General features: G+C 61.7%; 20 protein-coding genes and 4 pseudogenes. 12 read left to right on the plus strand and 12 right to left on the minus strand.

The genetic code is table 11. From position 1 onward, the window contains the following. Nucleotides 1-711: 711 nt before the first annotated feature. The 4 genes from ABWI03_RS32685 to ABWI03_RS32700 form a co-directional block, all read right to left on the minus strand. Nucleotides 712-1443, minus strand: a complete 732-nt coding sequence (locus tag ABWI03_RS32685; RefSeq protein WP_155289649.1) for an IS6 family transposase — start codon at nt 1441-1443, stop codon at nt 712-714. Next, the gene (locus ABWI03_RS32690; protein ID WP_298783250.1) at nt 1440-1877 is read right to left on the minus strand and encodes a hypothetical protein; all 438 of its coding nucleotides are present in this window, start codon (nt 1875-1877) and stop codon (nt 1440-1442) included. The genes ABWI03_RS32685 and ABWI03_RS32690 overlap by 4 nt, the downstream gene beginning before the upstream one ends. A 90-nt stretch (nt 1878-1967) precedes the next feature. Continuing rightward, nucleotides 1968-2828 carry an IS5 family transposase gene (locus ABWI03_RS32695; protein ID WP_298783259.1) on the minus strand — a complete coding sequence of 287 codons (861 nt, stop codon included), beginning with the start codon at nt 2826-2828 and terminating at the stop codon, nt 1968-1970. Between the two features lie 110 nt (nt 2829-2938). Continuing rightward, nucleotides 2939-4150, minus strand: a complete 1212-nt coding sequence (locus tag ABWI03_RS32700) for a DUF1254 domain-containing protein (RefSeq protein WP_298783266.1) — start codon at nt 4148-4150, stop codon at nt 2939-2941. A 347-nt stretch (nt 4151-4497) separates the two neighbouring features. On the opposite strand from ABWI03_RS32700, the pseudogene ABWI03_RS32705 reads away from it, so the two are divergent. The 11 genes and pseudogenes from ABWI03_RS32705 to ABWI03_RS32755 form a co-directional block, all read left to right on the plus strand. Beyond that, nucleotides 4498-4711, plus strand: a pseudogene (locus tag ABWI03_RS32705) (IS6 family transposase); the annotation flags it as partial. Between the two features lie 423 nt (nt 4712-5134). Continuing rightward, complete coding sequence (locus ABWI03_RS32710) at nt 5135-5953, plus strand: ABC transporter ATP-binding protein (protein WP_298783283.1); 819 nt, start codon at nt 5135-5137, stop codon at nt 5951-5953. Then, on the plus strand, nt 5950-6708 hold the full coding sequence (locus ABWI03_RS32715; protein WP_298783291.1) for an ABC transporter permease: 759 nt from the start codon (nt 5950-5952) through the stop codon (nt 6706-6708). Before ABWI03_RS32710 ends, ABWI03_RS32715 begins: the two co-directional genes overlap by 4 nt. Further along, the gene (locus tag ABWI03_RS32720) at nt 6705-7556 is read left to right on the plus strand and encodes an ABC transporter permease (RefSeq protein ID WP_298783299.1); all 852 of its coding nucleotides are present in this window, start codon (nt 6705-6707) and stop codon (nt 7554-7556) included. The genes ABWI03_RS32715 and ABWI03_RS32720 overlap by 4 nt, the downstream gene beginning before the upstream one ends. A gap of 51 nt (nt 7557-7607) precedes the next feature. Continuing rightward, complete coding sequence (locus ABWI03_RS32725; protein ID WP_209923405.1) at nt 7608-8663, plus strand: ABC transporter substrate-binding protein; 1056 nt, start codon at nt 7608-7610, stop codon at nt 8661-8663. 48 nt (nt 8664-8711) lie between these two features. Then, on the plus strand, nt 8712-10085 hold the full coding sequence (gene allB, locus ABWI03_RS32730; protein WP_209923407.1) for an allantoinase AllB: 1374 nt from the start codon (nt 8712-8714) through the stop codon (nt 10083-10085). A gap of 51 nt (nt 10086-10136) precedes the next feature. Further along, on the plus strand, nt 10137-11021 hold the full coding sequence (locus ABWI03_RS32735) for a hypothetical protein (RefSeq protein WP_209923409.1): 885 nt from the start codon (nt 10137-10139) through the stop codon (nt 11019-11021). Next, nucleotides 11018-11680, plus strand: a complete 663-nt coding sequence (locus tag ABWI03_RS32740; protein ID WP_298783327.1) for a GntR family transcriptional regulator — start codon at nt 11018-11020, stop codon at nt 11678-11680. Before ABWI03_RS32735 ends, ABWI03_RS32740 begins: the two co-directional genes overlap by 4 nt. A gap of 41 nt (nt 11681-11721) precedes the next feature. Next, nucleotides 11722-12120, plus strand: a complete 399-nt coding sequence (locus tag ABWI03_RS32745) for an allophanate hydrolase-related protein (RefSeq protein WP_298783334.1) — start codon at nt 11722-11724, stop codon at nt 12118-12120. Next, complete coding sequence (locus ABWI03_RS32750) at nt 12120-13196, plus strand: acetamidase/formamidase family protein (RefSeq protein WP_209923414.1); 1077 nt, start codon at nt 12120-12122, stop codon at nt 13194-13196. Before ABWI03_RS32745 ends, ABWI03_RS32750 begins: the two co-directional genes overlap by 1 nt. 7 nt (nt 13197-13203) lie before the next feature. Continuing rightward, the gene (locus ABWI03_RS32755) at nt 13204-14466 is read left to right on the plus strand and encodes an amidohydrolase family protein (RefSeq protein WP_298783351.1); all 1263 of its coding nucleotides are present in this window, start codon (nt 13204-13206) and stop codon (nt 14464-14466) included. A gap of 78 nt (nt 14467-14544) precedes the next feature. Here ABWI03_RS32755 and ABWI03_RS32760 read toward each other — a convergent pair whose 3' ends face one another. The 7 genes and pseudogenes from ABWI03_RS32760 to ABWI03_RS32790 form a co-directional block, all read right to left on the minus strand. Next, complete coding sequence (locus ABWI03_RS32760; RefSeq protein WP_312638636.1) at nt 14545-15936, minus strand: IS30 family transposase; 1392 nt, start codon at nt 15934-15936, stop codon at nt 14545-14547. Nucleotides 15937-16154: 218 nt separating this feature from the next. Continuing rightward, on the minus strand, nt 16155-16355 hold the full coding sequence (locus ABWI03_RS32765; protein ID WP_209923439.1) for a helix-turn-helix domain-containing protein: 201 nt from the start codon (nt 16353-16355) through the stop codon (nt 16155-16157). Nucleotides 16356-16401: 46 nt separating this feature from the next. Beyond that, the gene (locus ABWI03_RS32770) at nt 16402-17040 is read right to left on the minus strand and encodes a transposase (protein WP_298783491.1); all 639 of its coding nucleotides are present in this window, start codon (nt 17038-17040) and stop codon (nt 16402-16404) included. 151 nt (nt 17041-17191) lie between these two features. Next, nucleotides 17192-17263: pseudogene (locus ABWI03_RS32775) on the minus strand (hypothetical protein); the annotation flags it as partial. Next, on the minus strand, nt 17242-17595 hold the full coding sequence (locus tag ABWI03_RS32780; protein ID WP_209923418.1) for an IS110 family transposase: 354 nt from the start codon (nt 17593-17595) through the stop codon (nt 17242-17244). The pseudogene ABWI03_RS32775 and the gene ABWI03_RS32780, both read right to left, overlap by 22 nt. A 213-nt stretch (nt 17596-17808) precedes the next feature. After that, nucleotides 17809-18471: a transposase gene (locus ABWI03_RS32785; RefSeq protein ID WP_245219992.1), complete on the minus strand. Its 663-nt coding sequence runs from the start codon at nt 18469-18471 to the stop codon at nt 17809-17811. A 38-nt stretch (nt 18472-18509) separates the two neighbouring features. Further along, a pseudogene (locus ABWI03_RS32790) lies at nt 18510-18803 on the minus strand (IS110 family transposase); the annotation flags it as partial. A 510-nt stretch (nt 18804-19313) separates the two neighbouring features. Here ABWI03_RS32790 and ABWI03_RS32795 point away from each other — a divergent pair. Next, complete coding sequence (locus ABWI03_RS32795; RefSeq protein WP_209923424.1) at nt 19314-19520, plus strand: hypothetical protein; 207 nt, start codon at nt 19314-19316, stop codon at nt 19518-19520. 28 nt (nt 19521-19548) lie between these two features. On the opposite strand, the pseudogene ABWI03_RS32800 reads toward ABWI03_RS32795, so the two are convergent. Next, a pseudogene (locus ABWI03_RS32800) lies at nt 19549-19842 on the minus strand (transposase); the annotation flags it as partial. Between the last annotated feature and the right edge of the window lie 93 nt (nt 19843-19935).

Raw genomic sequence — 19935 nt, forward strand, 5'->3', positions numbered from 1 at the left:
CCCGGCGGCGGCGAATACCCGGCTCGCTACATGGCGCCCCATCAGGACTGAACCGCGGCGCTCTCCCGATGCTCCGCATCGGGAACGGAAGCGGCTCGCTTCGCTCCCCGCCAGGGAGCCGCTGCGCGGCTCGCAGTGGGTCCAGCCAGGCTGCCGTCGATCGACTCGCTTCGCTCCTCTAAATTCCTGAATTGTCTTTGTCACCAAAGGATTTGATCGTAACTGAAAAGTCGGTACCCAAGCACCAAACGGGGCCGGGGAGGAGTGGGGGTCGCTCGACGCTACCCCGTCTCGCGTCTGCCAGCTCATCGTCATCATGCTTCCCATCCTACAGGACCCCACCCCAAATCGCAAGACAATACAGAACCACAAAACCTCGAAATTGTAACTACAACAACACAATTCGAACTTCTCAAAAATAACTCCATGCGTAACTACCGAAACTGATTATGCACCAACCGATCACCCAAAGTTACTGAAACACAACAACATTCAAAAACACCCGAAAATCGACCTTCCCGAGCCCGTCGCACGCCCGAATCGACGAGCAACAGCAGCTCCCCACCCACCGCCGCCGGCACCGCCGAGCGATCGGCCCGAGCCCAGCCGACACCCCACCGCCGGCAGGGCTTTGTCAACTTAACTGAACATGACTGGGAATCAACAATATTCGATCATACTGGGGCGGATTCTGTTGGTGAGAAACCAGGTTCAGGCGGCGAGTACGCCGGTGGCGTCGTTCCAGGTGGCGAATCGGTTGGTCATTTCGGAGCGGTAATCGCTCGCGGTGAGCTTGTGTCGCCCGGGCCGGAAGTGCGGCGAGATCGCACTGAACACCGCCAGGAACCGTTGCGCTGCGCCCGGTGAACGGAAGAACTTCATGGCGCGTTCTCGTTGCCTGGTGGGTTGGTGCGAGTTTTCGGCCCGGTTGTTGAGGTACTTCGAGCGCCGGTGTTCGACCGATGGCATCAACTCCCGATGCGCCACAACGTAACTGGCAAGCTTGTCGGTCACCAGCACCCTCGGTACCCGGCCCTGCTTGCGCATCAGCCTACCGAAGAAACGTTTCGCAGCCTTCGCGTTGCGTCGTGACTGGACCAAGACGTCGAGGACGTTTCCTTCCTGATCGACCGCCCGCCACAGGTACTTCCGGATGCCGCCGATCTTGACGAACACCTCGTCCAGAAACCATGTATCGCCAGGTTCGGGAGCGCGTCGGCGCAGGCCACGCGCGTATTCGGGCCCGAACTTCGCGCACCATGCACGGATCGTCTCGTACGAGACGACGATGCCACGGGCGAGCATCAACTCCTCGACGTCGCGCAAGCTCAAGGCGAACCTGTAGTACAACCACACGCAGTGCGCGATGATCTCCGCAGGATAGCGGTGCCGTTTGTAGAGTGACCGCGTCGAATCCACCTTTGTCTCGTCTCCCCGACTCATCCGTTGATCATCCCTGACGGAGGCCCAGTTAAGTTGACGATGCCCTCCTCACCCTCCGGCCAAGCCACGAGAACCGGGGAAACACCGGCCAGAGCATCCACCGTGGCAAGGTAAGCAAGACGCGCCTCGAGGTTGTTGACCAGCTCGACGGTTGTTCGTGCCTGTGCCAACAACGCCTCCGGGACGAGGTCGCGGACATCTGCACGCTCACATACCATTCCGATCGTCGTCGGATGCAACTGAGAACGTGCTGCTCTCTCGGTTGCGACGGCGGCTGCAGAGGTCAACGCGCGCGCCGTCGACGCTGCAGACCGGACGTCCGCGGTCCACGGATGACGGAAATCGTCGATCGCCCCGAGCACTGGAGTGTCCGCGTCCACGAGCGCCGTGGAAATGGAATGATCATCGATGGCAATGCCCAGACTTTCACGCACGGAATCCTCCGAAAACCTCACCAAAGTCACGAACCGGGAAAAAGCGTTCCTCGTGCGTCTGGACTCTCAGAGAGCATTCGGAAACTGGGTTCATGCCCTTGCAAGGCGCCGGGTCATGAGGCCGATCATGGCGACGTGAATGACGGCCTCGTGGTGGTCGGGTCGGGTCTCGTAAGCGCGCACGCAACGGCGGTACTTGTTGATCCACGCAAACGTGCGCTCGACTACCCAAACCCGGGGCCGCACGTGAAATCCGCTCGCACCGGGGATCCGTTTGATGATCTCAACCTGCAGGGCGAGCACGCTTTTCGCCCAACCGAGCAGTCGACCGGGGTAGCCGCCGTCGCCCCAGATAAGCCGGATAGTGGAGAAGCCGCCCCGCAGACCGGCCAGTAACCGGTGCGCGGCGTCTCGATCCTGGATCGAGGCGGCGGTCACCACGACCATGAGCAGTAGCCCGTTCACATCCACCGCAATGTGCCGCTTGACCCCATTCGTTCGCTTCCCGCCGTCCCATCCGCGACGAGATCCGGGCACCGTGTCGGCTGCGGGCACGGTCTGCGAGTCGACGATCGCCGCGGTCGGGCACCGGTCTCGTCCGGCCCGCACACGGAGCCGGTCGCGCAGCGCGTCGTGGATGCCCTGCCATACCCCGCCGCGGACCCAACGGACGAAGATCCCGTACACCGTCGACGCCGGCGGGAACTCCACCGGCAACTGCCGCCACGCGATCCCACCCCGAACCACGTAGAGAATCGCATCCAACACCAAACGACGGCAGTACTTTTCGGGCCTGCCGCCCCATCCGGTGGAGTTGCCCGGCCGAGGTAGCAATGGTTGCAGTACCGTCCACTGTGCGTCGGTCAGTGACGAGGACGGATACACCACGTTCCGATGCCCAGGCGCCCCCGACGGGCATGCCGGGCACGACGCGACAAGTGATGATGACATGGCGGGCTCCTGGGTGCGGTCAGCGACTGTTCATCCCTGACCCAACCAGGAGCCCGCCTCTACCCCACAAGCGCGCTGAGCGAGCACCGCCGCGAGTTTCCGAATGCTCTCTAAGTGCCGTCGACGATGTCGGCTTCACCGCCATAGGCGCGGACGACGACGGTGAAGGGCCCTTCGGGAGCGGGGAGCCAATTCGCTCTCGCTGCGGGTTCGCGAGGTTCGTCGTGGGAGATGTGCAGGGTCAGAGAGCCGTCATCGTTGTACACGATGTCCGGTGTGCGGTCGCCAATCGAGTATCGGTCGATGGGGTTCGCGACGAGTAGCCGCTCCGGGAGTCGGTACATAGTTGCCGACCAGAAGAACTTGACCTTCGGTAGAGCATCGGCAGCGAAAGTGACAGTGAATGACTTGGTCCCGACAGGAACGTCGCCGTCTGTGTCATTCAGCCAGCCCGCGTACCACGCTTCGCTCGGAGGGAGCCCGTAAATCCCTTTAGCTGCACCAATGTTGCGGTGCGAGTACTTGCCTGCCATCTGTTCGTGGGTTCCGAAGATGCCGATCGATGACGATGTATGGCCTTCTTGTACTTCGATTTCGGCTCTGCCGTCTGCGAGGCCGTTCTCGAATTGTGCCCGTTCAGTGGCGTCGAGGTCCTCGGTGCGGAACTTCCCCTGTCCACGCAGTCCGATCGTAGATATCCGCGCGCGGATATCTACGTCTTCCTCGAGCGGTGGCGCGTATTGAAGGAGGAAGTCGATCAACTCGTAGAAGGCGACTGTGGTGGTGAACTTCTGCTCATCCCAGACCGGCCATTGTGGGGCAGGGGGCTGTTGCGGCTTCTCGGTCGCGGCGAATGCACTCAGTGGGCGCACGTCGTAGGCGGCCTGTATCTTCTCCATCGCTTCGATACCGTCGGGCATCAGCGCTGTGCGGGTGAGGCTTCCGACGAAATCAGTGGCAGAACGAATGACCCCGTCGATGCCGGCGGGCACGTCGCCGTTCCAGGTAGGCCCGGCAAGGAGGTAGGACCCTGCACCGGTTCCGGTGGTCACAGCGCCGACGAATCCCGCGTAGATGGTGTAGAGATCGTGAAACGGAAGGATGTAGTAGCGGTCGATCGCCGGGACACCCACGACGTACGGTTCGGCTCGCAAGTCCAGCCACAGCCATGAATACGGCGTGTCGTTGTTGGGGGTCACGATGTCTGTATTCTCAGGCCTGGCGGGCTCGGGGTAGTGCCGGTAGATGCCGAATCCGCCGATGTAGCGGGGGTCGCTTGCGTCGATGGCCTGGGCGTACATCGTGCGATAGTTTTCCACCATCGCGTATCCGAAATGTGTACGTGTCCTTCGCGATTGCCCGAATTTCCACATCATTGTCCATGCAGCGGACGATATCCGGGGTCGAGCACTCTCCGCGTCATCCGCCGAGGGTGATCTGGGCGGGTCGTTACAGTGGATCCCCGGTTCGAGTGTTGCGACGATCGACGGAATCCGCCCACGGTGAGAGGCCATTCCGAGTATCCAACGAAGGGGACCGGCCCGGTAGCTTCGGGCCGGTCCCCTTCCGACTACCGATCCACGCTCACGCGAACCGCAACAACGCGGTACGCGTCCGCTCCTCCAGACGCGGAGCAATCGAATCAGGGTTGTCGGCGTTCCACTCCCCCGAGAATTCCCATCAGCCGACCCGGCAACGCGAGCGGGCGATGAAAAGGCTTCCGTTCCGTCGGTGCAGCGCAACGATTCCTCGCCGCTTTCAGTCGTATCTCCCCGCACTTCCGCCCGCCCCGCCACCGTATGAACGCCACCGACCGCCGCACCGAAATCCGCGCTCGATTCCAGGTTTGGAATCAGGTCACTGAACTACGCATCACTGCCTGACCGACTGCTCTGTGGAATGGCCTGCTGCGCCCGAAAACTGCTGTATCCCAGACAACTTGACAACATCCTGTGACCTCCTGTGGATCACTCTGCCTCATCTCTCATATAGATGGTTCACTTTGAGGGGCACGGATCAGCCAGTCCAACTTCCGGGTACCAGTTCATACAAGGGTGTTCCAAGATTCTAGGAACCCGCGCGGTTCCGATTGCTGAGCGCGTAAAGGCGGCACGACGAGTTGACGAAGATCTTGCATATCGTTTTGCGGGCTTCGCCTTGGACCGTGAGGAAGAGCCGTGAGCGCAATGTAATCCACATGTTTCCGTCGTTCATGCAATCGAAACACAGCGTCCCTAAAGTTCGATCTACGCACTTGGATCCAAGCTTGTATGCAAGCGGGGTCGCATCCGATCAAGGGAGAACGAATGATCTCGCCTACCGCGCCGGGGATCCACATCGGCGGTCTCACAAAACAATTCAAGGTTGGACGCTCCACTGTCACCGCACTGGACGGCGTCGACATTCAGTCCGAGCAAGGCGAATTCGTCACGCTCCTCGGACCGTCCGGATGCGGCAAGAGCACCGTATTGCGGATCCTCGCCGGCCTCGAATCACAGAGCGCAGGCACCGCACTGGTCCATGGCGAAACTCCGCAGGACATGCGCCGACACCGCCACCTCGGAATCGCATTCCAAGACTCTGCACTACTGCCCTGGCGGTCGGTCCGCTCCAACATTCGTCTCCCCCTCGAGGTGTCGAAGCAGACGGGTTCGGACGAGTTCGTTCAGGAACTCATCGACCTGGTCGGCCTCACCGGCTTCGAGAATGCACGACCAGCACAGCTTTCCGGAGGTATGCGCCAGCGCGTGGCAATCGCGCGGGCACTCGTGGTCAAGCCCCGCGTTCTGCTCCTCGACGAACCGTTCGGCGCCCTCGACGACATGACCCGACAGAAGCTCAATATCGAGCTTCTCCGGATTTGGACCGAGCGGCCTGCCACCACCCTCATGGTCACGCACGGTATCGCTGAGGCCGTGTTTCTCTCGGACACCGTGGTGGTTATGAGCGCCCGGCCCGGGCGCGTCGAGAAGGTGGTCAAGATCGATCTGCCGCGGCCCCGGACACCGGAGATGATGCGCACCCGCGAATTCCACGAATACGTCGATCTCCTGTCCTCCATTCTCTTCAGCGCTCGCACCCGCGACGAGGACGCACTGGCCACCGTGGGTGGTGACCGCCGATGAAGAACAGTCGATTCCTCGGAGTGCTCGGCACCGGGGTCGTGCTCATCGTGTGGCAGATCGTCGGTATGACAGGCATTCTCGGCCCGGGCATAGCGCCACCCACCGCCATTGTCGGCGGCGTGATGCACGACGGTCTCGCCTTCTACGGAGTCCACATTCCCGTCACGTTGGCATCGGCTTCGGTGGGCTACCTGTGGGGAAATCTTGCCGCGATCGCGTGCGCAGCGCTGGTGACGACGGTTCCGGCCCTCGAGAAGTTGGTGTTGCAGGTGGGTATCGCGTCGGCGTGCATCCCGTTGATCGCAATCGCACCCATCCTCGCGGCGTGCTTCGACGGTGTTGTCACGTCCGCGATCATGGCCGCAGTCTCGGTCTTCTTCACCACCCTCGTCGGCACCATCAACGGGCTCTCACATGCTGATTCGTCGAGCGAAGATCTGGTCCGTGCGTACGGCGGCGGTGAGTACCTCGTTCTGCGTAAGGTGCAGCTCATGTCGGCGTTGCCGAGTATTTTGACTGCACTGAAAGTCGCTGTGCCCGCGGCAATTCTGGGAACGATCATCGGTGAGTTCATGGGGCAGGAGCGAGGTTTAGGGGCTGCGCTCGTTGTCGCTCAGTCCTCGAGTGACGTGGTGCGCACCTGGGGAATCACGCTGGTATCGAGCCTCATCGCCGGTCTTGCATTCCTGCTGGTCAACACTGTCGAGAAGATAGCCACCCCCTGGGCTGCAAGTACGTCGGGAGTCAACGCATGACAATCACACAGGACTCGCCCTCGGAGGTCGCCGGCCCGCGCGCCGCACAGCGAAACCAGGCCCTCACGATTGTGCACAGCCTGGCGCGTACTCTCGCGACGCTCGTCGGGGCAGTGATCGCCATCCTTACCGCCTGGACCCTCTTCATTCGACTGGTCGATGTGAGCCCGTTCGTCGCCAAGTCGCCGACGGATGTCTGGAATTACTTGATCACCGACACCGATGCTGCGGAGCACCGCGCAGTGATCACCTCCAATCTGGCCCGCACGCTCACCGATGCGTCGTATGGATTTGTCCTCGGGCTGTTTCTTGCGGCCGGTGTTTCACTGCTCTTCTACTTTTCGGCCACAGCCGAGGCCATGTTCATTCCGTCTGTCACGGCGTTGCATGCGATCCCGATGGTCACTATCGCGCCGATTCTCGTGTTGATCTTCGGACGCGGACTGGTCGGCACTGCCGTCATCGGTGCTGCGATCGTCGTTGTGCCCGCGTTGCTCACCATGCTGCAGGGGATCCGCAGTACTCCGCGGACCGATGTCGATATGGTGGTCGCGTATGGCGGATCCACTCTGTCCGCATTCTGGAAAGTTGCTCTGCCCCATGCCATTCCCACCTGGTTCGCCGCAGCGCGTCTAGCCGTCACCACCTCGATCGTCGGCGCATTACTGGCCGAATGGCTAGCCACCGGGCAGGGACTGGGAGGCCAGATGCTCAGGGATGCCAACGAATTCGAATTCGCACGATTGTGGTCTTCGGTCGTCGTACTCACCGTCACCTGCATTGTCATCTACCAGATCGTCAGCGTCATCGAAGCCGCTGTCACATCACGCATGAGCGCTCCCCGCTGAGAGCGGCGCCAGCCGAACCCCACCTTTCCTCGTTACCGAAACGGATACCCGATGACCACACAGTTTGATCGCAGGAAATTTCTCACCCGCGGACTCACCTTGGGCGGCCTCGCTCTGGCCGGGCCCGCCGTTCTGTCGGCCTGCATGTCCGGCGACTCGGGCAGCGCCTCCGCAGACGGTTTCGGAGTTGCATCCCAGCGGCTGGCCTGGATCAAGAACACCCAGTTCGCCGGAAGCTACGTCGCCGACAAGAACGGTTACTACACCGACGCAGGATTCAGTGGCTCCGATCTGGTCTCCGGTGGACCCACCGCTCCACCGATCGAATCCGATGTCCTCTCACGCACCTTCGTAGGAGTCTCGCAGGTGCCCATCGCCGGATCTGCCGTCGCGAAGGGCGCGCCGCTGAAGATCGTCGGCGCCGTCTACAGTCGCTACGCCGGATGCGTCATGACGATGGGAAACAATCCCGTCAATACACCGGAAGAGTTGTACGGCAAAACCATTGGATGCGCCTCGTCCAGTGAACCGGTCTGGCGCAACTTCATTGCAGCGCTCGGTCTCGACGAGTCCCGCATCAACACGGTGCCGGTACAGGGCGACCCGATCGGCATGACTGTCGGTGAGATCGACGGCTACGTCGGATTTGTCAACAGTCAGGTGGTCGACCTGCGCAACAAGGGATTCGACATCAACACGATGCTCCTTGCCGACGTCGGATTTCCTCTCGTCGGGCAGACCTACATCACCACCCAGGAGAACATCGACAACAACCGCGAGAAGCTCAAGGCATTCCTACACGCCGAGATCCGGGGGTGGAAGGACGTTCTCGCGGACCCACAGAGGGCAGCGGACCTCACCGTCAACGAATACGGCAAGGATCTCAACCTGAACCCTCAGTCCACCTACGACTGCTGCATCGCGGGCAACGAACTCATCCGCAACGGCTCTGCCGGACAGCAAATTCTGTCGATCTCCGACGCTACTGCCGCAGCGAACATCGAAGCCATCGCAGCCGGCGGCCTGAACCTCTCTGTTGACGACCTGTTCGACCTCGGGCCCATTCGCGAAGTCCACGAAGAAAATCCAGACCTGGCGCTGGCATAGAGCACTCCCTTGTCCAACACACTGTTTTCGCAACCGAAAGGCCCTGAAATGTCCTCTCCCACAACCCCGGACCTCGTCGTCACCGGCGGAACCGTTATCTCCCACGACGGTCGCCGCCGCCAGGACATCGCGGTCGCCGATGGGCGCATCCTCGCAGTCGGCGACAATCTCCTCGCCCCGGGAGTGCCGACCATCGACGCGACGGGGTTGCTCGTTCTCCCAGGATTGGTGGACATGCACGTCCATCTGCGCGAGCCCGGAATGACCGAAAAGGAAGACTTCGCGAGCGGCACGTCGGCTGCAGCTGCGGGCGGCGTCACGACCGTCGTCGACATGCCCAACACCAAACCCCCCGTCGCGACGGCCGAGCGATACCGGCAGAAGCTGGACCTGGTGAAGAACAAGGCGTACGTGGACTTCGGGCTCTACGGGATGCTCGATCACGCCAACTCCGACGAGATCGCGGACATGGCGGAGCTGGGCGCCATGGGACTCAAACTGTTCATGGGTCAGACGACGGGTGACAACCGCTGCCCCAACGACGCCGCGATCTTCCGTGGACTCGAAGCTGCCGCTGCCGCCGATCTTGTCGTGGGCGTGCACGCGGAGAACGATCACCTGCTGCGCATGTTCGGTGACCGCCTCCAAGCGTCCGGTCGTAAGGATCCGCGCGCACACCTCGAAGGCCGGCCCGCCTTCGTCGAGGTCGAGGCCATTACTCGCATCATCACGATGGCAACCGAAGCGAAGACCAAACTGCACATCCATCACCTATCGACGGCCGTCGGACTCCAGCGGGTGATGGATCTGCGTGCGCAGGGGCATCGGGTCAGTGTCGAAGCACTTGTCTCGCACCTGTTCCTCGACGCGGATGCCTACGACACCTACGGGAACTTGATCAAGCTCAACCCGCCGATTCGCCCGGCCTCCGACGTGGCCGCATTGTGGGACGGGATCGACCGCGGGGACGTCGACATCATTGCCACCGATCATGCCCCGCACACCGTCGACGAGCAGGCCGAGACAGATGTGTGGAAGGCGTACGGCGGATTCATCGGCGTGGAAACGATGCTTCCGTTGATGCTCACCGCCGCTGCGCAGGGAAAGCTGACCGTCGAAGACATCGTCCGCCTGTGCTCCTACACTCCGGCGCAGCGCTGGTCGATGGCGAACAAAGGTCAGATCGCGCCCGGCTTCGATGCCGATTTCGTCCTCGTCGACGCCGGAGCCGAGGTTGTTCTCGACCAGAACTCGCTCCACTCCAAGCACAACGTCACTCCGTACGACGGTTGGGCGCTCACCGGCAGTGTTGTCGCGACGTACCTGCGCGGCGGCCTTGTCTACGAGAAGGGAGAAGTGGTCGGCGCACCCCGCGGCCGTCAGGTCCAGCCGGCGCGAACGCCTGCCGATTCCGTGCGCTGACTTGCCGATCCGCGAACAATGACAATCCAGCACAACAGACGAGGAGAGCGCGTGAGCGACATACAGGCAACACTGCTCGGAGATACCGGTTCCGCCACTATCCGTGCCGCGGTTGAGCGTTGCGTCGACGAAGTACATGGTGGGTCCACCGGTTCACCGTCTACCGACCCCGCTGCGATCGCCGGGATAGGCACCACAGCGGCGCATGCGTTGAAAGGTCGACTGCTCCTCGATGCGCTGGCGGACTACGGCGTCGAACTGGATGGGACACTGCCATTCGACAATCCCGAGGCGCTACTGGCGAATCCTGCGTGGACACTCGCGCTCGTTCTCAGTCCGTGGAAGCAGTCGGTCGCAACGTATTTGGCGATGTCAACTCCGTCCGCCGTGCGAACCGGTGTCGTCGACACGATAGTTCGTGAGTCGAGGGGCGAGGTTGGAGTCAACACCAACAGTTGGGCATCTCAGGCGGCGATGGAAACGCTGATGGGTGGCCGGACACCGTCGTCGATTCTGATTCTCGGGTCCGGCGGTTCGTCGAACTCGGTAGCGTTGGCGTGCCGCCGGGCGTGGCCGGGTGTGCGACTGATCGGCAGTGCCCGCAATCTCGACGCTGCAGTGGTGTGGGCGCAGCGATTCGACGCCGAGTTCGCAGCACCTGCTGACGTCTCCGCGCTGCTCGGCCCGGGCACGCCGTCGTTGCTGGTCAATACGACCACGTGGGGTGAGACGGACGCCTCCGAGGAGTCGCCGTTCGTGTTCGACTTCTCGGCTCTCGTATCTCCGGGCAACCAGTTCTTCGATCTGAACAATCGGGTGAGCGCCTTGCAGAGCACTGCGCTGTCGGCAGGTATGAACGTGATGTCCGGAACATTCATGCAGCGCGCCACCAACGCTTGCCGGGCAGCACTGTCGAAAGCGAGGACGACCCTGTGAGCCCGTTGGACAGCATGATCGTGAGCCGTAGCGGCGATCCTGTCAGTGCACGCGAACGTGTATATCTGTATCTCCGGCAACAGATCACCACCGGTGAATTCAGTGGCGGAACCCGCTTGACCGAGGAGCAGATCGCCGACGAGCTCGGTGTGAGCCGGACTCCCATCCGAGAAGCATTGCAGCGGTTGACAAGTGAAGGTCTTGTCGAACGCGTTCGGCGTGGTCAGCTCATCGTCGTGGATGTCGATGCGCAGGCACGTGCCGAGCTTCACGAACTCCGAGTCGCATTCGACCAAGTGGCTGCCAGACTCATCACCGCGAAAACCTCGAGCGTGGACTGGGATTCGCTGTACGCGATGCTGACACCGCTCGATAGTGCACTGAGTGAATTCGGGGTAGGTAGCCCTCAATACGCCATGACTCATCTCGAATTCCACATGGCCATTAACCGAGCCGCGTTCTGCCCCGTCACCTCGTCGTTCCTGGAGAGGCAGGCGTTCTTGTATCCCACCGACGACTACGTCCAGCAATCGGGACACGAACCGATTTCCCAACATCGCGCACTGCTCGACGACCTCGCGAGCGGCGACCTCGACCGTGCCACCACAGCCGTGCGTATCCACGCACTACGCGGGCACGGCAACACCACACTGCGCTGATCCACTCGCAACTGACCCCGCCGCAACAAGGAGTTCCTACGATGTCCCCCAACACTGTCCTCATGTTCGTCAACGGCCAAGCAATGAGCGGAGGTTCACTCAACGACGCCCTGTCCTCGGCGCGTTTTGTCGGTGCGGTGCGCACCGCACCGGCCTATCGGTTCTTCTCGTTCGACGACGAGTTTCCCGGACTCGCTCCCGTCGATGTCGGCGGTTGGTCCGTACCAGGCGAGATATACGAGGTGTCGTACGCCGAGCTGCGCGAGAAATTACTGCCGCGAGAGCCGGACGAACTCGAACTGTCAGTGATCGAACTCGAGGACGGCCGCGGCTCGCTGAGCATGGTGTGCCGATCACTGCCCCTCGTCACAGACTCAGCCCGCGAAATCACCACCCCAGGTGGCTGGCGTGCGTACCTTGCCGCGGCCGCGACCGCGTAATGGAGATACTCCAGGCCGGGATTTATCCGGGCTCCGCTGACCACTACCTCTGGTGCACACCGGACACAGTCAGCTGGGGCACTCTCCCCACCGCGACGACCGAACCTGTGCTCACCCTCGACAGCGGCGAGACTGTCACTTTCGACACGGTCTCGCAAGAAGGTCTGATGGAAGACCAAGGCCGCGACCCCGTGGCCTACTTCCGGCAATACGGAGTCCACCGCTCGAAAGTACTGGCCGACGCCATCGAATTGGCTGCATCGGACCTCCGCAAACCTACAGCGCCTAAAGCTCCACATGTGGTGCTCGGACCCGTTCACGTGCGCGGGGCCCAGCCCGGCGACTGGTTACGCGTCGACTTCCTCGAGATGACACCGCGAGTTCCCTACGGAGTGATCTCGAGCAGGCATCAGCGAGGTGCGTTGCCGGAAATCCTTCCGCGCGATGTCGACGGCAGCATTCCCGCAGTATTCAGCAAGTTCTGCCCACTCGACGACACCGCAGATCGTGCACGATTCGAATTCAGCGGTGGCGCAGCGACAATCGACATGCGGCCCTTCATGGGACTGTGCGGCGTGACACCTGCCGGTAACGAGCCTTTGAGCACCATTCCGCCAGGTCCGTTCGGCGGCAACATGGACGTGCGCGAGATGGTGGTCGGAACCTCGCTGTACCTGCCTATCCAGGTGCACGGAGCGGGTTTCTACCTGGGCGACCCGCACTTCGCGCAGGGCAACGGCGAGATCGCGCTCACTGCACTCGAAGGGTCGCTGCGGGTCACCGCCCGACTGACCGTCGTGAAGACTCTGTCTCAGCCCCGTGCCGCGATGCCCTTCGTCGACACCGACGATCACTGGATCATCCTCGGGATGAACGAGAGTCTGGACGAGGCGATGCGTCAATGCGCGGAACTCTCGGTCGATTTCCTCGCCTCGTACACCGGTATGACACCCAGTGAGGCCTACCTGTATCTCAGTGCAGCGGGCGACTTTTCGGTGACGCAGGTAGTAGACCTGGTCCAAGGTGTCCACTGCTCGATACGCAAGAAAGACTTTCGTTCACTCGATCGACCCTAGGAGTACCGTGACCCGGAATTCATCGCTGCCCCTCGCCGCACCGCTGCCCCTCGTCCTGGGCGGACACGCAGTGCCCACGTTGCACAATGCGACCCTCGTCGACGGACGGATCGTCGATGTTCATATCGTGGGCGGGCGAGTGTATGACGTCGTACCCGCGCAAGGGCTAGTGCCAAGCGAGGACGACCTCGACCTCACCGGATTTCTCCTGCTCACGGCGCCGGCAGAGCCGCACGCGCATCTGGACAAGGCACTATCGTTCGACGAGATCCGGCCACCTGCTGGTGATCTCGGTTCCGCAATCGAAACCTGGGAAAACCACACACCGTCCCTGACCGTCGAGAGTATTGCCGAGCGCGCCCGACGCGCGGCATTGTTGCTGCTGGGCAACGGAACGACCGCGGTGCGATCACACGTCAATCTCCTACGAGGCGACCAGCCGTTACGTGGAATTCAGGCACTGGTGAAAGTCCGTGAGGAACTCTCGAGCGTCATGGATATTCAGCTCGTGGCGATGACGCCGTACGTCGTGGGCGACGAGGCAGTACATGCAGCCCTCGACCTCGGCGTCGATTTCTTGGGTGGGCATCCGCACCAAACACCCGACCCCAGCGGAAATCTGCAGCGACTGTTGGCAATAGCACGTGATCGCCGCGTCGGCGTCGACATGCACACCGACGAGCAAACCAACCCGACGATGCTCACGCTCGAGGAGCTTGCTCATTCCGTCCGGGACTGGCCGAGTTCGATGCCGGTGACCGCCGGACACTGCGTCAGTCTGGGAATGGTCACGCCGGAAGTGCTGGCCCGCGTGATCGAAGCGGTCAAAGAGAGCAACGTCGGGATCGTCAGCCTGCCGATCACCAATCTGTACCTACAGGGCTGGGACACCCCTGTGGCAATGCCGCGTGGTCTCACCGCCGCGCGGGCATTGATCGATGCCGGTGTACGGTTCGGCGCCGGCGCCGACAACGTTCGTGACCCTTACAACCCGCTCGGACGCAGCGATGCTCTCGAGACAGCGATGTTGCTGGTCACTGCCGGGCATCTGTCTGTCGAGGAGGCCTATCGGGCCGTCAGCGACGGCGCCCGTGACGTCATGTCACTTCCGAAGTCGGGAATCGAGAAAGATGCACAGGCCGAATTGTTAGCCATCCGTGCGGAAAGCCTCGAAGAAGCCGTTGCGGCCGCACCTCAAGACCGGATCGTGCTGCACCAAGGAAGACTCGTGTCGATGAGCAGAACCCAACGAGGGTTCTGCGAGTTCTGAGTTCACACGGCACCGGTTGGCGTAGCGAACGCACCGACCTGAAAAACTCTCTTTTCACAGCGTAAGTGCACGGCGGTTTCAAGAACCCAGCGCAACACTGCTGATGAGTTCGTTCAGTTTCTCACGAGGGGTATGGAATCCGTGAATCTTCCGGGGGCGGTTGTTGAGCTGCTCGACCATTGCCTCGATCGCGTCGTCGGATACGTTGTTGAAGTTAGTGCCCTTCGGGTAGTAGTCGCGGATTAGGCCGTTCAGGTTCTCGTTCGAGCCTCGTTGCCAGGGCGAATGCGGGTCGCAAAAGAACACGGGGCATCCGGTCGCGATCGTGAAGTCTTTGTGTCTCGACATCTCCTGCCCCTGATCCCAGGTCAGAGTTTTCCTGAGATGTTCTGGGAGGCGCATGATTTGGTTGCGGATGACGTCGATCACGGTGGCCGAGTCGCGGACGCCGGGTAGCCGTTCTATCAACGCGAAGCGCGTGTTCCGCTCGACGAGCGTGACGATCCCGGAGTTTGCGGGACCGACAACGAGATCGCCTTCCCAATTCCCAGGGACAGCACGATCCGCCGCGGAAGCGGGCCGGTCCGTGAGCCGGGCCCCCGCTAACCACGGTCGGACATCGCGGGATGGCAATCGTGAGGCAGGTGTCCTGCGAGAACGGCCTGAACGCAACGCCTTGGCGACGGTCAATTCGTGCCGTAACGATCCCCGGCCTTGGACATAGAGGGCTTGGTAGATTGTTTCGTGGGACACCCACAACTGCGGCTGGTTGGGGAACATCATCCGTTGTCTCCCTGCGATCTGCTGCGGAGAGTGCTTCTCGTTCAAGCCTGTGACGACGAGTGACCGCAGCTCATGGCAATCAAGTTTGCGTGCCCTTGTTCTCACGCGCGAGCGCATCGTGTGGTGATGCGCGACACCGGCATGGTATCTCGTCTCTCGCGACCCGCCGCGCCCTCGCCCGGTCTCGACTCTGTGACGTCCAAGCTCCCGTGAAATTGTGGACGCGGCAACGTCCAGGTGCCGGCCGATCGCTCGTATCGACCACGCGGGCGTGCTGTTGATCGCCATCTCGATGAAGACACGGTCCTGGTGAGTCAAGCGACGGTATGCGCGTTGAGGATTCAACGCTGACGTTGACGTAGTGACAGGCTCGATGCCGCCTCGGGCTCCCATACGGATCACCATGCCCGCTAGCCTGGCCCACTCGACGACCGCTCCCGTGTTCACACCGAATCGGCTCGCCGTTTCCTGAGCGGAAGCACCCATAAGAAGCATCGAATACGCGATGCACCGATCGTTCCACGAAACCGTCACGACAACCTCCGCATGAAGGTGTTGCGTTGGCTTCTTGAAACCGCCCACCTTTCGTTGTTCAACACTTCTGCAATACAAGGCCCCGCGAAAGATGTGGGCTGACAACCGGATTGCATACATCCCTAGCCGAGCAATTCGGAACTCATCCCACATCGGAGCACCGCGACTGAATGGGTTGCGCCGCAGCAGCGCTACGCATCGATTAACGCTTTCTGCACGTGATGCAAATATTATTGATAAATCTGAAGCCCTCTTTTCGTGGTCAAGGCATGACTCGCATCGCGGGTTCGCCTGCGGTGCGGAGCCCGGTAGATGTTGTCAAGTTGTCTGGGATACAGCAGTTTTCGGGCGCAGCAGGCCAATTGATGCTCCTAGGGTGTCAAATCGGTGTTTCGGAGCCATGTTTCGTAGGTGGTGAGGAAGGTAGCGTCGTGGACCCGTCCGTTTTCCGCGAGTGAAATCTTGGCGATGCTGACGCCCAAGGCTGCGGCCGCCTGAACTTGGATGAGTCCGCGTTCTTGGCGGAGCGGTCGAAGCTTTCGGTGATCGACAACGGGGACGGGGCTACTGATGAGTGTGAAAGACTTCTCGAGCGATCACGCGTTTGAGCTCTCTTGGTCAAGTCGCGGTGACAAGCAGTTGTTCGCCGCGGTGTCGGCAAGGAGCGTAGGGGGTGTCGGTGGTCCAGCAGGCCCAGATCACTCGGACCCATCCACGGGCGAGTATCCGTACCGCGTGTGGGTGCCGAGCACCCCGCGAACGGGCACGCCGGTAGCAGTCGCCAGCCCACGCCGAGCTGTGTCGTGAGTTGTCGGCGAAGCCTGTAATCGCGGCGCGTGCCGGCTTGTTGGCGGTATAGCGGAAGCCGACGCTGCGGGATTTTCCCGAGGCCCTCGTGACCGGTGCGGCCCCGCACAGGGCGGCGACCTGTTCGCCGGTAGTCGCATCGCTCGAGCAGGGCCCGATCTCTGCGATGAGCGCCGCGAGGCTGACGTTGGCGACGCGCGGAAGGGACTCGAAGAGCACAGTTTTGGGATGGGCAGCCAGGGCGTCCGCGAGTTCGTGCTCAAGACGGGCGATTTCGGTGTTGAGCAGGGCGATCTGGGCGATTGATCCACGAATGATCGCTTCGAGTACCTTCGGCGCGATGGGGTTCGCGGCGGCGGGCGCTGCCCGGAGCCGCCCGACGAGTTCGGCCCGCGGACTTGCCGCCACGGTAGCTGTGCCGATGGCAGAACTGGCGCATCCGACCTTCACCGAGAAGTGCCGCCGACTGTGGGGTGGGGTAGTCGGCCAAGAATGCCAGTGCGACTTGGGATGTCAGCTTCTGGAATACCTTCGCCGCGCCGGGCCAGTGCTCGGACAAGATGGCCCACAACTGATTCGAGGACGCCGTGCGCGCCTGGACCAGCACGGTTCGTGCGCGAACGTGTGTGGCAAGTTCCCTGGTGGCCTGCGCTACCGGTTCGACCCGGCGCAGGCGGTGATTGTCGGTGCGGGCGTAGTCGGCGAGCATGATGTGACAGCCTTCGCTCCTGCCGAACCCCACCGTGGCCGCGCAGCCTTGAAAGATGCCGGTTCGATCATCAGTACGGGATGCCCTGCGCTGGCAATGCGCCCTACGACCAGACCCTCACCACGCTCGACCGCCACCGGGAGCCGGGCCGGATCACCCAGTTGGGAGAGTTCGGCGAAGAGCGCCGCGATGCCTTTCTCGGTGTGCTCGATCATCCAGGTCTTGATTACCGTCCCGTTGTCGTCGATTAAGCAGACGCCGTGCCGAGTTGAACCCCAATCCCATCCACAGAACATGTGTTGACCTCCAGGTCCGAATACCGTCGCTGGAGCCGGGCAGGGCGTCGGTTCCTCATTGTTCGGCCCTCGTGGGGCTGCTCTCTCGCGCCGATCACACTCCCCGGCAACGGCGAGGGCGACCTGCTCAAACGGGCCATCGAGTGGCTAGACAGCGTGGCCGTCCCCCGTCGTTCCCGACGAACGAGCCGACATGGCCCGCATTACCCATACTCATCCAATGAGGCAGCGGAGGATTTCCTTGGTTCCCTTGCCTTCCTGCTGCTTACGTTGAATATAGTCGCGGGTTCGTTGGTCGTAGGTCATTCGCGTGAGGGCGATTTGATGGAGGGCGGAGTTTGCATGCCGGTCGCCGCCGCGACCCCGCCGGTGACGAGTGGTCTTGCCACTGGAAGCCGGAATAGGGCTCGTCCCACAGAGTGCTGCAAAAGACGCTTCCGACTTCAGTCGATCGGTGTTTCCACCGGCGGTGATCAATAGTTGTGCGGCGGTGACGGTTCCAATGCCCTTCGTCTGCGCCAGCCCCGGGTTGATCGCAAGCACCAGCTGCTCGAGATCGGCCTCAAGTACGTCGATTTCCGCGGTGAGGTGCTGGTACCGGCGCGCCAGAGATTTCAACGACGACATGATTGTGCGGGTGAGCATGTTCTCTTCCGATGCCGGCCTCGTGCGGGCCAAGGCGGGGAACAATGCCGTGTCGGCGGTACTTCGGTACCGGGCCCGAATCTGCTCGGGTGCGGTGACCAGCAGACTTTTGATCTGAACGCGAGTGGCAGTTCGTGCTTTGACCGCACTGCGACGCGCTGCGTGGATGTAGCGGGCGGCCTCGACGAGACCGTCGAGTTGTTTCGGTTCCGGATGATCGTCGGTGGCCAAAGCCGCTGATGCGGCTGCATAGGCGTCGACCTGATCTGTTTTCCTTGCATACGCCGCACTTGCCGATTCGGACGGATCACCTCGACCACACGGACCCCGGAATCCTTCAAATGCTGGGTGATCCCAGCGCCGTACGAGTGGGTGCCTTCAACTCCGACCCGTCGGACAAGGCCGAACGCGGCGATGTACGCGGCGATCGCCTTGTAGCCTTTCAAGGTTGTCGAGAATCCCGCGTCTCCTAGCCTGCGACCGGTGGTATCGATCACGGCGACATGATGGGTGTCGGCGTGGGTGTCGATCCCGGCGATGACTTCCAACTCGATCATTGTCATGATGGAAAGTGCCTTCCTGTTACCAAACGAGGGCTCGCCGGTCAGGAAGGGCAGACAAGACGTTGACGGGGCTTCTACCCAAGCTCCTGACTTGTTCAATGGAAACCAGGACAACCGGGATCTGCAATCTCGTAAAGTCCACGGTGTCGGTCGGCGCAGGCTCGCAAGCTCCTTGCCGCCCCAATCGGGTGATTGGCTCACTTATAGCGTGCCCTTCCGATCGACACCGGCCTACGGTGTGGTTCGACAGAGGCGTGAAACGATCAACTTCAAGTCAGGATGCCCACCGCAGGTGCACACCGAAACCGCACCCGGACAACAGGAGCATCCGAATTAATCATCATCGGAATCGACCCGCACAAAGCATCATTGACAGCCGTCGCCGTCGACAACAGCGGCGAGACAATGGCCCGCCGCAGGTTCGCTGTCAATTCCGGTACTGCCACGCAACTGCGGAAATGATCACACAGATGGGCCGAGCGGCGTTTCGCCGTCGAAGGCGCCAAGGGATTGGGGCGCGGTATCGCACAAATACTGCTCGCCGACGCTGAACACGTCGTCGACGTACCGTCCACCCTCGCCATGCGTGTGCGCGTGCTCGATACCGGCGGAGGACGCAAGACAGATGTGGACGATGCACGTACTGTCGCATTGACGGCATTGCGCCACAAGGGATTGCACGCGGTTCGGTACGAGGATCAGTCGAGGGGGCCTTGACCCCGGAAACTGGACACGGGGTTTGTGATTACGCGGCTTGCTGCAGGCTATCGGATGTGTGAGCGGTTTCGTAGTCGGTGGGACTGAGATAGTCGCAGTACGAGTGTCGACGCCAGGTGTTGTAACGGGTGACCCACCGGAACACCGCCAGCCTCGCCACCCGGGGCGATTCCCAGCGGGCTGCTCCTTGTAGGGTCTCCCGTTTGAGTGTCGCATTGAACGACTCGGCCAGGGCATTATCTGCGCTCGTGCCCACCGCTCCCATCGATTGCGCGACACCCAACTTCGCGCAGAGCATCGCGAAACCCTTTGAGGTGTACTGATTGGGCTCAATCGGTGGACGCAACATTCGAGGTCAGGAGGGTGTTGTGGGTCGTCCATCGGATTGGGTGCGGGAAGTAACGGGCAGGGCTCC

Source organism: Rhodococcus baikonurensis, from assembly GCF_040489275.1.
Taxonomy (GTDB): Bacteria; Actinomycetota; Actinomycetes; order Mycobacteriales; family Mycobacteriaceae; genus Rhodococcus_F; species Rhodococcus_F baikonurensis.